This is a genomic window from Pseudomonas sp. B23(2017) (assembly GCF_002113725.1).
Lineage (GTDB): Bacteria > Pseudomonadota > Gammaproteobacteria > Pseudomonadales > Pseudomonadaceae > Aquipseudomonas > Aquipseudomonas putida_Z.
On the sequence record NZ_NEJM01000007.1, the window covers coordinates 186279 to 198795 of the forward strand.

Below are 12517 nucleotides of genomic sequence, written 5' to 3' on the forward strand. Positions count from 1 at the left end.
ATGATCAGGAGGTTCATGTGAACAAATCAATGCTTGTGGGTGCGGTACTGGGTGCTGTCGGTGTGACTGCCGGAGGTGCTGTCGCGACCTACAGCTTGGTCAACAAGGGGCCTGAGTATGCGCAGGTCACCGACGTGCAACCGATCAAACAACAGGTAAAAACCCCCCGTGAGGTCTGCAAGGACGTCGCCGTGACGCGGCAGGCGCCGGTCAAGGACCAACACCAGATCGCAGGTACCGTGGTGGGCGCCATTGCCGGTGGCCTGCTGGGTAACCAGATTGGTGGTGGTAGCGGCAAGAAGATCGCCACCGTGGCCGGTGCGGTCGGTGGTGGTTATGCCGGTAACAAGGTGCAGGAAGGCATGCAGGAGCGTGACACCTACACCACCACGCAAACCCGCTGCAATACGGTCAACGACATCAGTGAGAAAGTGGTGGGCTACAACGTGAAGTACACCATTGGCGACAAGGTGGGGCAGGTGAAGATGGATCACGAGCCCGGGTCGACCATTCCGCTGGACAAGAATGGCAAGCTGATCCTGAGCGAAGCCGGGCAGTAAGGCCGCATGGGGTCTGCTCTTTTTGTGGGAGCGGCCTTGTGTCGCGAAAGGGGCGCGCAGCGGCCCCTGGGTCTGTGAACCTTTAGAGATCGCCGGGGCTGCTATGCAGCCCTTTCGCGACACAAGGCCGCTCCCACAAAAAGCCGATTGCGCATGGCTTCTACAGGCACAAAAAAAGCACCCCGAGGGGTGCTTTTTTGTTTGCCGGCAATCCGCGCTTAGCGCTTCATGTTCTCTGGCAGGTGCGGCTGGATAGCAGTCAGCACGGCCTTGAAGCACTTGATGTTGCCCGCAACGATATGGCCCTTGTCGAGGAAGTCGTGGCCACCGTTGAAGTCGCTCACCAGGCCGCCCGCTTCCTGGATCAGCAGCACGCCGGCCGCCATGTCCCATTCGGACAGGCCCGACTCCCAGAAGGCGTCGAAACGGCCGGCGGCCACGTAGGCCAGGTCCAGGCTGGCGGAGCCGGCGCGGCGGATGCCGGCGGTCTGGCCAGTCAGGGCGCGGAACATGCCCAGGTAGTTGTCCAGGTCAGCCATCTGGCTGTCACGGAACGGGAAGCCGGTACCCAGCAGGGCGCCTTCCAGGCTGGTGCGCGAGCTGACACGCAGGCGACGACCGTTGAGCTGGGCGCCACGGCCACGGCTGGCGGTGAACTCTTCCTGGCGAACCGGGTCGACGATCACGGCGTGCTCAAGGCGGCCACGGTATTTGCAGGCGATGCTGACCGCGAAGTGCGGGATGCCACGCAGGAAGTTGGTGGTGCCATCCAGCGGGTCGATGATCCACAGGTAATCCTTGCCTTCTTCGCCGCTACCCGCGTGCAGGCCGGTTTCCTCGCCCTGGATGGAGTGGTTCGGGTAGGCCTTGCGCAGGGCGTTGACGATGCTCTGCTCGGCGGCGCGATCGACTTCGGAGACGTAGTCCTTGGCCTCTTTCTCATCGACCTTGATGCTATCCAGGCGTTCGATGGAGCGGAAAATCAGTTCACTGGCGCTGCGAGCGGCGCGCAGGGCGATATTCAGCATAGGCTGCATGGGCGGGTCACCTGGAGATGTTAAAGAAGAAAGCCGATCATTCTAGCAGAAAACTTTGGCGGCAGAAGTGTCACATTTGCTTTCATGGCGTTACGTCTGTCGGTTCTGTAAGATCGAAGGCCCTGATTCCTGCATCTGTGAGCACAACACCTTGCTGCAAAATATTCGTGTTGTTCTGGTCAATACCAGCCACCCCGGCAACATCGGCGGCGCTGCACGTGCCATGAAAAACATGGGCTTGTCGCGTCTGGTGCTGGTGCAGCCGAAAGAGTTCCCCGCCGTGGATGCCAGCGCCCGAGCCTCGGGTGCCGACGATGTGCTGGACAACGCCCAGGTGGTCGACAGCCTCGAGCAGGCGCTGGTCGGCTGCAACCTGGTGATGGGCACCAGCGCCCGCGAGCGGAGCATCCCCTGGCCGCTGATCGGCCCGCGCGAGTGCGGGGCCAAGGCGGTGGAGCATGCCAATGGTGGCGAGGAAATCGCCCTGGTGTTCGGGCGTGAACACGCCGGCCTGACCAACGAAGAACTGCAGCGATGTCACTTCCACGTGCACATTCCCTCCAACCCCGACTTCAGCTCGCTGAACCTGGCCGCCGCTGTCCAGGTGCTCTCCTACGAGGTGCGCATGGCCTGGCTGGCCGCCGGTGCAGCGCCGGGCAAGGTCGAGAAGGTTGACGCCAGCGAGCTGGCGACCATGGACGAAATGGAGCTGTTCTACGACCACCTGGAAAAGACCCTGGTCGGTATCGGCTTTCTCGACCCCGAAAAGCCCAAGCACCTGATGCCGCGCCTGCGCCGGCTGTATGGGCGGGTGGCGGTCGAACGTTCGGAAATGAGCATTTTGCGCGGCATCCTCACCGAGACCCAGAAAGTGGTCCGGGGCGAGCCGCATAAACGGAAGGACTGACAGATGTTCGAACGCCTGCGTGAAGATATTCAAAGCGTATTCCACCGTGACCCGGCTGCACGCAACGCCTTCGAGGTGCTGACCTGCTACCCGGGCATGCACGCCATCTGGCTGCACCGCCTGGGCAATGCCCTGTGGAAGCGTGATTTCAAGTGGCTGGCCCGCCTGGTGTCGAACTTCGGCCGCTGGCTGACCGGCATCGAGATCCACCCCGGCGCCACCATCGGCCGGCGCTTCTTCATCGACCACGGCATGGGCATCGTCATCGGCGAAACCGCCGAGATCGGCGACGATGTCACCCTTTACCAGGGCGTGACCCTGGGCGGCACCAGCTGGAACAAAGGCAAGCGCCACCCCACCCTGGAAAACGGCGTGGTGGTAGGGGCGGGGGCCAAGGTGCTGGGCCCGTTCACCGTCGGTGCCGGGGCCAAGATCGGTTCCAATGCGGTGGTGACCAAGGCGGTGCCGGCCGGCGCCACGGCGGTCGGCATCCCTGGGCGCATCATCGTCAAGAGCGAAGACAATGAGGTCGAGGCCAAGCGCAAGGCCATGGCCGAGAAGATCGGCTTCGATGCCTATGGTGTAAGTGGCGACATGCCCGACCCGGTGGCCCGTGCCATCGGCCAGATGCTCGACCACCTGCAGGCAGTCGACGAGCGGCTGGAGGGCATGTGCGGCGCCCTGACCAAGATGGGCAGCGATTACTGCGCCAAGGAACTGCCAGCCCTGCCGGAAGATGACTTCACGGAAGTTGCCCAGGTGGCTCAGCGCGACACTCAGTCGCATTGATTGCGCCGCGCTGAAATCATGGTGACATACGGGGCGTGTGCTCACGCCCCCTGTCTGCTACAATCGCGCCCGCCTCCCCGATGCAAACCCGACTAAAGCACTAGGTCTAATAGTTGACTTAAATGCTCGGGAATCGCATACTCGCTCACATCCTGTAACTCCCGTGGTACCCAATAGCCATGCGACTGACTACCAAAGGCCGATACGCCGTGACCGCCATGCTCGACCTGGCGTTGCACGCGCAGCATGGGCCGGTGTCTTTGGCCGACATTTCCGAGCGCCAGGGCATTTCCCTCTCTTATCTGGAACAGCTGTTCGCCAAGCTGCGCCGCAGCAGCCTGGTCTCCAGCGTGCGTGGTCCAGGCGGTGGCTACCAGCTGTCGCGGGGCATGGAAACCATCCAGGTGGCCCAGGTCATCGATGCGGTCAACGAATCGGTCGATGCCACCCGTTGCCAGGGCCTCGGGGACTGCCATGCCGGTGACACCTGCCTGACCCACCACCTGTGGTGCGACCTCAGCCAGCAGATCCATGAATTCCTCAGCGGTATAAGCCTGGCCGACCTCGTCATGCGCCGTGAGGTGCAGGAAGTTGCCCAGCGCCAGGACCTGCGTCGTGTCGCAGGCCGAACCGCCCAGCTGGACAAGATTGAGACGTCCGCCGTCGATTGATCCCACCGGGACGACGAGCGACGCCACCGCCTGATAGGAGAGACAAATGAAGTTGCCGATCTACCTCGATTACTCCGCGACCACCCCGGTCGACCCACGCGTGGCCCAGAAGATGGCCGACTGCCTGCTGGTCGACGGGAACTTCGGTAACCCGGCTTCGCGCTCCCACGTCTTTGGCTGGAAAGCCGAGGAAGCGGTCGAGAACGGTCGTCGCCAGGTTGCCGAACTGATCAACGCCGATCCGCGCGAAATCGTCTGGACCAGCGGTGCCACCGAGTCCGACAACCTCGCACTCAAGGGCGTCGCGCACTTCTATCAGACCAAGGGCAAGCACATCATCACCTCCAAGATCGAGCACAAGGCGGTCCTGGATACCGCTCGCCAGCTGGAGCGTGAAGGTTTCGAAGTCACCTACCTCGAGCCAGGCGAAGACGGCATCGTCACCCCGGCCATGGTCGAGGCGGCGCTGCGCGACGACACCATCCTGGTTTCGCTGATGCACGTGAACAACGAAGTCGGCTCGATCAACGATATCGCCGCCATCGGTGAACTGACCCGCTCGCGCGGCGTGCTGTTCCACGTTGACGCCGCGCAGTCGGCCGGCAAGGTCGAAATCGATCTGCAGAAGCTGAAGGTCGACCTGATGTCGTTCTCGGCGCACAAGGTCTACGGCCCGAAAGGCATCGGCGCGCTGTACGTCAGCCGCAAGCCGCGCGTACGCCTGGAAGCCATCATTCACGGCGGTGGCCATGAGCGCGGCATGCGTTCGGGCACCCTGCCTACCCACCAGATCGTCGGCATGGGCGAAGCCTTCGCCATCGCCAAGCAGGAAATGGCCGCGGAAAACGTACGCATCAAGGCCCTGAGCGACCGCTTCTTCAAGCAGGTCTCGGACCTCGAAGAGCTGTACGTCAACGGCAGCAAGACTGCCCGCGTACCACACAACCTGAACCTGAGCTTCAACTACGTCGAAGGCGAATCGCTGCTGATGTCGCTGAAGGACATCGCCGTATCGTCCGGTTCGGCCTGCACCTCCGCGTCGCTCGAGCCGTCCTACGTATTGCGCGCCCTGGGCCGCAACGACGAGCTGGCGCACAGCTCGATCCGCTTCTCCTTCGGCCGCTTCACCACCGAAGAAGAAGTCGACTACGCCGCGCAGAAAGTCTGCGAGGCGGTGAACAAACTGCGTGAGCTGTCGCCGCTGTGGGACATGTACAAAGACGGCGTTGACATCTCCAAGATCGAGTGGGCCGCCCACTAAGCAGTCGCCGGCAAGAGCGGCTCCCTGATGAGGAAGGAATTGCACCATGGCATACAGTGAAAAGGTCATCGACCACTACGAAAACCCGCGCAACGTCGGCAAGATGAACGCCGAAGACCCGGACGTCGGTACCGGCATGGTCGGCGCGCCGGCCTGCGGTGACGTGATGCGCCTGCAGATCAAGGTCAACGAGCAGGGCGTGATCGAAGACGCCAAGTTCAAGACCTACGGCTGCGGTTCGGCCATCGCTTCCAGCTCCCTCGCCACCGAGTGGATGAAGGGCAAGACCCTGGACGAAGCCGAAACCATCAAGAACACCCAGCTGGCCGAAGAACTGGCGTTGCCGCCGGTCAAGATCCACTGCTCGGTACTCGCCGAAGATGCCATCAAGGCAGCCGTACGCGATTACAAGCAGAAGAAAGGCTTGATCTAAGTCGCCTGTTGCGAGGTAAGGAGTCCTGATGGCTATCAGCATGACAGAAGCCGCCGCCAACCACGTGCGGCGTTCCCTGGAAGGGCGCGGCAAGGGCGAAGGCATTCGCCTGGGCGTGCGCACCACCGGTTGCTCGGGCCTGGCCTACGTGCTGGAGTTTGTCGACGAGCTGGCGGACGAAGACCAGGTGTTCGAGAACCATGGCGTCAAGGTGATCATCGATCCCAAGAGCCTGGTCTACCTCGATGGCACCGAACTGGACTTCGTCAAGGAAGGGTTGAACGAAGGCTTCAAGTTCAACAACCCCAACGTGCGCGGTGAGTGTGGCTGCGGCGAAAGCTTCAACGTTTGAGGCTGGCTGTGGGTACTCCTTGTCATTTCGCATTGTTTGACCTCCAGCCAAGCTTCCGCCTGGATCTCGACAAGCTGGCCACTCGCTATCGCGAGCTGGCCCGCGAAGTCCATCCCGACCGCTTTGCCGACGCCTCCGAGCGCGAGCAGCGCGTGGCGCTGGAAAAGTCCGCGGCCCTCAACGACGCCTACCAGACACTGCGCAGCGCGCCGCGTCGCGCCCGCTACCTGCTGGCCATCGGCGGCCACGAAGTGCCTCAGGAGGTCACGGTCCACGACCCTGACTTCCTGTTGCAGCAGATGCAGTGGCGTGAAGAGCTCGAAGAGCTGCAGGACGAAGCCGACCTCGATGGCGTGGCCGTGTTCAAGAAGCGCCTGAAGGTTGCCCAGGACACGCTGAACGAGGACTTTGCCGCCTGCTGGGACGCCCCAGGCGAGCGCGACAAGGCTGAACGCCTGATGCGCCGCATGCAGTTCCTCGACAAGCTCGCCCAAGAAGTGCGCCAACTGGAAGAGCGCCTCGACGATTAACCCGGTGCTGCCCGTGATGGCACCTAAGGTATTCAGATAAGCATGGCCCTACTGCAGATTGCCGAACCCGGTCAAAGCCCTCAGCCGCATCAGCGCCGCCTGGCGGTGGGGATCGACCTGGGTACCACCAACTCCCTGGTCGCCGCACTGCGCAGCGGCCGTAGCGAGCCCCTGCCCGACGCGCAGGGCAATGTCATTCTGCCGTCCGCGGTGCGCTACCTCGAAGGGCGCAACGAAGTGGGGCAGGCTGCACGCGATGCCGCTTCCAGCGACCCGCTGAACACCGTGCTGTCGGTCAAGCGTCTGATGGGGCGCGGCCTGGCCGACGTCAAGCAACTGGGCGAGCAGCTGCCGTACCGCTTCGTTGGCGGTGAGTCGCACATGCCGTTCATCGACACCGTGCAGGGGCCGAAAAGCCCGGTGGAAGTGTCCGCCGATATCCTCAAGGTGCTGCGCGAGCGTGCCGAAGCCACCCTCGGTGGTGAGCTGGTGGGTGCGGTGATCACCGTGCCGGCCTATTTCGACGATGCCCAGCGCCAGGCCACCAAGGACGCTGCGCGCCTGGCCGGCCTGAACGTGCTGCGTCTGCTCAACGAGCCGACCGCCGCTGCCGTGGCCTATGGCCTGGACCAGAACGCCGAAGGCGTGGTGGCCATCTATGACCTGGGCGGCGGTACCTTCGACATTTCCATCCTGCGCCTGACTGCCGGCGTATTCGAAGTGCTGGCCACCGGTGGCGATACCGCCCTGGGTGGTGACGACTTCGACCACGCCATCGCTGGCTGGATCATCGAGCAGGCCGGGCTGTCGTCCGACCTGGACCCGGCCACCCAGCGCGCGCTGTTGCAGACCGCCTGCGCCGCCAAGGAAGCCCTGACCGACGCCGACGTGGTCAGCGTCAGCCATGGCGCCTGGCAGGGCGAGCTGAGCCGCGCCGGCTTCGAAGCCATGATCGAGCCCATGGTTGCCCGCAGCCTCAAGGCCTGCCGTCGCGCCGTGCGTGACAGCGGTATCGAGCTGGAAGAAGTCAGCGCCGTGGTCATGGTCGGTGGTTCGACCCGCGTACCGCGTGTGCGTGAAGCCGTCGGAGCACTGTTCGGCCGCACCCCGCTGACCTCGATCGACCCTGACCAGGTGGTGGCCATCGGTGCCGCCATCCAGGCCGATACCTTGGCCGGCAACCGCCGCGAAGGTGGCGAACTGCTGCTGTTGGATGTCATCCCGCTGTCGCTTGGCCTCGAGACCATGGGCGGGCTGATGGAGAAGGTGATCCCGCGCAACACCACCATCCCGGTGGCGCGTGCCCAGGAGTTCACCACCTATAAAGATGGCCAGTCGGCCATGATGATCCATGTGCTGCAGGGCGAGCGCGAGCTGATCAGCGACTGCCGCTCGCTGGCGCGATTCGAGCTGCGTGGCATCCCGGCCATGGTCGCCGGTGCGGCAAAAATCCGCGTCACCTTCCAGGTCGACGCCGACGGCCTGCTCAGCGTCGCCGCCCGCGAACTGGGCTCGGGCGTGGAAGCCAGCATCCAGGTCAAGCCGTCCTACGGCCTGACCGACGGCGAAATCGCCCGCATGCTCAAGGATTCCTTCGAACACGCAGGTTCCGACAAGCAGGCCCGCCAGCTGCGCGAGCACCAGGTGGACGGCGAGCGCCTGCTCGAAGCGGTACAGGGCGCCCTGGACGCCGACGGCGAGCGCCTGCTCAGCAGTGACGAGCGCGACGCCATCGAATTCCAGATGCAAGAACTACGTGATTTGCTGGCCGGCACCGATGGCGCAGCCATCGAGCAACAGACCAAGCGTCTGTCGCAGGTGACCGACGCATTTGCCGCCCGTCGCCTTGATTCGACGGTCAAAGCCGCACTGGCCGGGCGCAACCTGAATGAGATCGAGGAGTAACCGATGCCGCTGGTGACATTCCTGCCGCACGAGAAGTTCTGCCCCGAGGGGCTGACCGTGGAAGTCGAGCCCGGGACCAACATCCTGGAGCTGGCCCACGACCATCACATCGAGATGGAAAGCGCCTGCGGCGGCGTCAAGGCCTGCACCACTTGCCACTGCATCGTGCGCAAGGGCTTCGACTCGCTCGAAGAAGCCGACGAACTGGAAGAGGACATGCTGGACAAGGCCTGGGGCCTGGAGGCTCAATCGCGCCTCGGCTGCCAGGTGGTCGTCGCTGACCAGGACCTGGTCATCGAGATCCCCAAGTATTCGCTCAACCACGCCGCCGAAGCGCCGCACTGAGGTTTGCCCCATGAGCCTGAAATGGATTGATGTACTTGAGATCGCCATCCAGCTTGCAGAAAGCAAGCCGGAAGTCGATCCTCGTTATGTGAATTTCGTCGACCTGCACAGCTGGGTGCTGGCATTGCCAGAATTCAGCGACGATCCGTCACGCGGCGGTGAGAAAGTGCTCGAGGCAATCCAGGCCGCCTGGATCGATGAAGCCGACTAAGCGTCATCTGCAGGTTAGGCAATCCCCCGGAACCCGCGTATAATTCGCGGGTTTAATTTTTCGTAACACTCATATTCTGGAGTTTTCCATGGCTGTTCAACGTACTTTCTCGATCATCAAGCCTGACGCCGTTGCCAAAAACGTCATCGGCAAGATCACCACTCGCTTCGAAGAAGCTGGCCTGAAAATCGTTGCCTCGAAAATCAAGCAACTGTCCAAAGCCGAAGCCGAAGGCTTCTACGCCGAGCACAGCGCTCGTGGCTTCTTCGGTGACCTGGTTGCCTTCATGACTTCCGGCCCGGTCGTTGTTCAGGTTCTGGAAGGCGAAAACGCCATCGCTCTGAACCGTGAGCTGATGGGCGCTACCAACCCTAAAGAAGCTGCTCCAGGCACCATCCGTGCTGACTTCGCCGAGTCGATCGACGCCAACGCCGTTCACGGTTCGGACTCCGAAGCTGCTGCTGCTCGCGAAATCGCTTACTTCTTCGCTGCTACCGAGGTAACCACTCGCTAAGCGAAAGCTTACGGGTGAGGGTGAATCCATGACGACATCTACTGGCAAAATCAACCTGCTGGGTCTGACCCTGCCGGAAATGGAACAATTCTTCGACTCTATCGGGGAGAAGCGCTTCCGCGCCGGTCAGGTGATGAAATGGATTCACCATTTTGGCGTCGATGATTTCGCCGCCATGACGAACGTCGGCAAGGTCTTGCGCGAAAAGCTCGAGGCCGTTGCCGAGATTCGGGGCCCGGAAGTGGTCAGTGAAGACATTTCCGCCGACGGTACTCGCAAGTGGGTGGTCCGCGTTGCCTCCGGCAGCTGCGTCGAGACCGTCTACATCCCCACCGACGATCGCGGCACCCTGTGCGTGTCGTCGCAAGCCGGCTGTGCCTTGGACTGCAGCTTCTGCTCCACCGGCAAGCAAGGCTTCAACAGCAACCTCACCGCCGCCGAAGTGATCGGCCAGGTGTGGCTTGCCAACAAATCCTTCGGGACCGTTCCGGCCAAGATCGACCGCGCCATTACCAACGTGGTCATGATGGGCATGGGCGAACCCCTGCTGAATTTCGACAATGTCATCGCCGCCATGAAGATCATGATGGAAGATCTGGGCTATGGCATTTCCAAGCGTCGCGTCACCCTGTCCACCTCGGGCGTGGTGCCGATGATCGACGAGCTGGCCAAGCACATCGACGTGTCGCTGGCCCTGTCGCTGCACGCACCGAACGACGAACTGCGCAACAAGCTGGTACCGATCAACAAGAAGTACCCGCTGAAGATGCTGCTGGAATCGTGCATGGGCTACATGTCCACCCTGGGTGGCAAGCGCGTGCTGACCATCGAGTACACCCTGCTCAAGGATGTAAACGACCAGCCGGAGCATGCTGCGCAAATGATCGAGCTGCTGCGCGACGTGCCATGCAAGATCAACCTGATCCCGTTCAACCCGTTCCCGCACTCCGGCTACGAGCGGCCGAGCAACAACGCCATCCGCCGCTTCCAGGACCTGTTGCACCACGGTGGCTTCAACGTCACCACCCGTACCACCCGTGGTGATGACATCGACGCTGCCTGTGGTCAGCTGGTCGGCCAGGTCAACGACCGCACCCGCCGCAGCGAGCGCTACATCGCTGTGCGCCAGCTGTCCGCGGACGCCGAGCTGCAAGACAGCCCCGCCAGCCACTGACCGGGACCTTGCCCATGAGCCTGCGCGCCGCGCTGTCGATCCTTGCGCTTTCGCTGCTGGCCGGCTGCGTGTCGGGCGGCGCGAGCGACCCCCTGGCCAGCCGCCAGGGCAGGGCAGAGGCGGGGCGGGCCTATGTGCAGCTTGGGCTGGGTTATTTGCAACAGGGTTTGACCGAGCAGGCCAAGGCGCCGCTGGGCAAGGCCCTGGCCCTGGATGGCGGTGATGCCGATGCACACGCCGCCCTGGCGTTGGTCTTCCAGGCCGAAGGCGAGCCGGCGCTGGCCGAAACGCACTTTCGCAAGGCGCTGCAGGCACGCACGGGCGACACCCGAATTCGCAACAATTACGGCAGTTTCCTTTATGCTCAGGGGCGATTTGCCGAGGCCGAGCAGATGTTTCGCCTGGCCAGCGCCGATACCCTGTATCCTGAGCGCTCACGCGTGTACGAGAACCTGGGCCTGACGGCTCTGAAGCTCGAGCGCCGCGACCAGGCGCATGCGTATCTGCTGAAAGCTTTGCAACTCAACCAGCGGCAACCGAAAGCGTTGCTGGAAATGGCTGAGTTGTCCTACGAAAACAGGCATTATGTGCCGGCCCGGGACTACTACGATCGTTTCAGCCAGTTGAGCGACCACGATGCCCGTAGCCTGCTGCTGGGCAGCCGCCTTGCCAGGGTATTCGGCGAGCAGGGCACACTGGCCGAGCTGGGCCAGCAATTACAACGACTTTATCCCGGTACGCCGGAATATCAGCAATACCTGTCGGAGCAACGATGAAAGCCGCGCATCCCGAAGTAGCAGTAGCGCCTGGCCAGAACCCCGGTGAGCTTTTGCGTCAGGCCCGTGAGAACCGGGACTGGTCACAAGCCGAGGTGGCCCGCAAGCTCAACCTCACTGTCAGTTCGTTGAACCACGTGGAAACCGGCGCCTTCGACAAGCTGCCGGGGCATACCTTCGCCCGTGGTTATATCCGCGCCTATGCCAAGCTGATGGACCTGGACCAGGCTGCCCTGGTGGAGGCCTTCGACCGTTACACCGGCACCCACGCCAAAGGCAGCGACGTGCACTCGCTGGGCCGTATCGAAGAGCCGGTGCGCCTGTCGCACAATATCCTGCGCGGCGTCAGCCTGCTGCTGCTGGTGGCCGTGGTCGGCGGCGGCTTCGTCTGGTGGCAGGACCAGGGCAGCCTGCGTGGCAAGGACCTGGCCAAGATCGCCCTGGAGCACGTCGAAGTCGAAAGCGCCGACGGTACCACCCAGATTCACCCGCTCGATGAGCCTGAAGACCAGGCTGTTTCCGCTGGGCAGCAGCCCGAGAGCGCGCCGCTGCCGCTGGAGCAGGGCGCTGCCGAGCAGCCTGCCGCCGCCGAACCGGCACCGGTAAGCCCGGCACCTGCCGCTACCGCTGCCGCAGTGCCGGCACCGGCCCAGCAGGCGCCTGTGCCACCGGTCGCCAGCGCCCCTGCTGCCACGCCTGCGCCGGTAGCACCGGTTGCCCCGGCTCCGGCCCCGGCGGCTGTTGCACCTGCTACGCCGGTAGCGGCCGTGGCCACTGCCGAGCCTGCCGCCCCCGCCGCAGTGCCGGCTGGCAGCGCCAAGGTAGCCATCCAGTTCGTCGCCGATTGCTGGACCCAGGTCACCGACGGCAACGGCAAGGTGCTGTTCAGCGCCATCAAGCGCAAGGGGGACAACCTCGAGCTGACCGGCAAGCCGCCGTTCTCGGTACGCCTGGGCTTTGCCCGTGGCGCCCAGGTCAGCTACAACGGCCAGGCCGTCGATGTTGCCCCGTTCACCAGTGGCGAGACCGCTCGCCTGAAGTTGGGACAGTAA

At 63.2% G+C, this 12517-nt stretch carries 16 protein-coding genes; 15 read left to right on the forward strand and 1 reads right to left on the reverse strand.

The window, feature by feature from the left end:
• The first annotated feature begins 17 nt into the window (after positions 1–17).
• Positions 18–560, forward strand: a complete 543-nt coding sequence (locus tag CAG46_RS13945) for a glycine zipper 2TM domain-containing protein (RefSeq protein WP_013971012.1) — start codon at positions 18–20, stop codon at positions 558–560.
• Positions 561–778: 218 nt separating this feature from the next.
• Here CAG46_RS13945 and suhB read toward each other — a convergent pair whose 3' ends face one another.
• Complete coding sequence (gene suhB, locus CAG46_RS13950; RefSeq protein WP_025337769.1) at positions 779–1597, reverse strand: inositol-phosphate phosphatase; 819 nt, start codon at positions 1595–1597, stop codon at positions 779–781.
• A 151-nt stretch (positions 1598–1748) separates the two neighbouring features.
• Between suhB and trmJ the strand changes: the two genes are divergently transcribed.
• The 14 genes from trmJ to CAG46_RS14020 all read left to right on the forward strand — a co-directional run bounded on the left by trmJ (position 1749) and on the right by CAG46_RS14020 (position 12517).
• Positions 1749–2504 (forward strand): tRNA (cytosine(32)/uridine(32)-2'-O)-methyltransferase TrmJ, encoded by a 756-nt coding sequence (gene trmJ, locus CAG46_RS13955; protein WP_031325634.1) that lies wholly within the window; start codon positions 1749–1751, stop codon positions 2502–2504.
• Positions 2505–2507: 3 nt separating this feature from the next.
• On the forward strand, positions 2508–3293 hold the full coding sequence (cysE, locus tag CAG46_RS13960; RefSeq protein WP_046615813.1) for a serine O-acetyltransferase: 786 nt from the start codon (positions 2508–2510) through the stop codon (positions 3291–3293).
• 179 nt (positions 3294–3472) lie between these two features.
• On the forward strand, positions 3473–3964 hold the full coding sequence (gene iscR / locus CAG46_RS13965) for a Fe-S cluster assembly transcriptional regulator IscR (RefSeq protein WP_008092572.1): 492 nt from the start codon (positions 3473–3475) through the stop codon (positions 3962–3964).
• A 46-nt stretch (positions 3965–4010) separates the two neighbouring features.
• Positions 4011–5225 carry an IscS subfamily cysteine desulfurase gene (locus tag CAG46_RS13970; protein WP_013971017.1) on the forward strand — a complete coding sequence of 405 codons (1215 nt, stop codon included), beginning with the start codon at positions 4011–4013 and terminating at the stop codon, positions 5223–5225.
• Between the two features lie 46 nt (positions 5226–5271).
• The gene (iscU, locus tag CAG46_RS13975) at positions 5272–5658 is read left to right on the forward strand and encodes a Fe-S cluster assembly scaffold IscU (protein WP_003248539.1); all 387 of its coding nucleotides are present in this window, start codon (positions 5272–5274) and stop codon (positions 5656–5658) included.
• A 28-nt stretch (positions 5659–5686) separates the two neighbouring features.
• Positions 5687–6010, forward strand: coding sequence for an iron-sulfur cluster assembly protein IscA (gene iscA, locus CAG46_RS13980; protein WP_003257854.1), 324 nt, complete (start codon positions 5687–5689; stop codon positions 6008–6010).
• 8 nt (positions 6011–6018) lie between these two features.
• On the forward strand, positions 6019–6540 hold the full coding sequence (hscB, locus tag CAG46_RS13985) for a co-chaperone HscB (protein WP_015269012.1): 522 nt from the start codon (positions 6019–6021) through the stop codon (positions 6538–6540).
• 42 nt (positions 6541–6582) lie between these two features.
• Complete coding sequence (gene hscA, locus CAG46_RS13990; protein WP_085616854.1) at positions 6583–8445, forward strand: Fe-S protein assembly chaperone HscA; 1863 nt, start codon at positions 6583–6585, stop codon at positions 8443–8445.
• A gap of 3 nt (positions 8446–8448) precedes the next feature.
• The gene (gene fdx, locus CAG46_RS13995) at positions 8449–8790 is read left to right on the forward strand and encodes an ISC system 2Fe-2S type ferredoxin (RefSeq protein WP_025337773.1); all 342 of its coding nucleotides are present in this window, start codon (positions 8449–8451) and stop codon (positions 8788–8790) included.
• Positions 8791–8800: 10 nt separating this feature from the next.
• Positions 8801–9001, forward strand: a complete 201-nt coding sequence (gene iscX / locus CAG46_RS14000) for a Fe-S cluster assembly protein IscX (protein ID WP_025337774.1) — start codon at positions 8801–8803, stop codon at positions 8999–9001.
• 88 nt (positions 9002–9089) lie between these two features.
• Positions 9090–9515 carry a nucleoside-diphosphate kinase gene (gene ndk, locus CAG46_RS14005; protein WP_011532343.1) on the forward strand — a complete coding sequence of 142 codons (426 nt, stop codon included), beginning with the start codon at positions 9090–9092 and terminating at the stop codon, positions 9513–9515.
• 28 nt (positions 9516–9543) lie between these two features.
• Positions 9544–10689, forward strand: a complete 1146-nt coding sequence (gene rlmN / locus CAG46_RS14010) for a 23S rRNA (adenine(2503)-C(2))-methyltransferase RlmN (protein WP_075043830.1) — start codon at positions 9544–9546, stop codon at positions 10687–10689.
• Positions 10690–10703: 14 nt separating this feature from the next.
• A complete protein-coding gene (gene pilW / locus CAG46_RS14015) occupies positions 10704–11465 on the forward strand; it encodes a type IV pilus biogenesis/stability protein PilW (RefSeq protein ID WP_085616852.1) in 762 nt (253 codons plus the stop codon).
• The gene (locus CAG46_RS14020) at positions 11462–12517 is read left to right on the forward strand and encodes a RodZ domain-containing protein (RefSeq protein WP_085616849.1); all 1056 of its coding nucleotides are present in this window, start codon (positions 11462–11464) and stop codon (positions 12515–12517) included. Before pilW ends, CAG46_RS14020 begins: the two co-directional genes overlap by 4 nt.

Coding starts and splice junctions, on each gene's coding strand:
- iscA (WP_003257854.1), top strand. CDS start 5,687: ATGGCTATCAGCATGACAGAAGCCGCCGCCAACCACGTGCGGCGTTCC.
- fdx (WP_025337773.1), top strand. CDS start 8,449: ATGCCGCTGGTGACATTCCTGCCGCACGAGAAGTTCTGCCCCGAGGGG.
- iscR (WP_008092572.1), top strand. CDS start 3,473: ATGCGACTGACTACCAAAGGCCGATACGCCGTGACCGCCATGCTCGAC.
- cysE (WP_046615813.1), top strand. CDS start 2,508: ATGTTCGAACGCCTGCGTGAAGATATTCAAAGCGTATTCCACCGTGAC.
- CAG46_RS13970 (WP_013971017.1), top strand. CDS start 4,011: ATGAAGTTGCCGATCTACCTCGATTACTCCGCGACCACCCCGGTCGAC.
- pilW (WP_085616852.1), top strand. CDS start 10,704: ATGAGCCTGCGCGCCGCGCTGTCGATCCTTGCGCTTTCGCTGCTGGCC.
- rlmN (WP_075043830.1), top strand. CDS start 9,544: ATGACGACATCTACTGGCAAAATCAACCTGCTGGGTCTGACCCTGCCG.
- CAG46_RS14020 (WP_085616849.1), top strand. CDS start 11,462: ATGAAAGCCGCGCATCCCGAAGTAGCAGTAGCGCCTGGCCAGAACCCC.
- hscA (WP_085616854.1), top strand. CDS start 6,583: ATGGCCCTACTGCAGATTGCCGAACCCGGTCAAAGCCCTCAGCCGCAT.
- suhB (WP_025337769.1), bottom strand. CDS start 1,597: ATGCAGCCTATGCTGAATATCGCCCTGCGCGCCGCTCGCAGCGCCAGT.
- ndk (WP_011532343.1), top strand. CDS start 9,090: ATGGCTGTTCAACGTACTTTCTCGATCATCAAGCCTGACGCCGTTGCC.
- iscX (WP_025337774.1), top strand. CDS start 8,801: ATGAGCCTGAAATGGATTGATGTACTTGAGATCGCCATCCAGCTTGCA.
- iscU (WP_003248539.1), top strand. CDS start 5,272: ATGGCATACAGTGAAAAGGTCATCGACCACTACGAAAACCCGCGCAAC.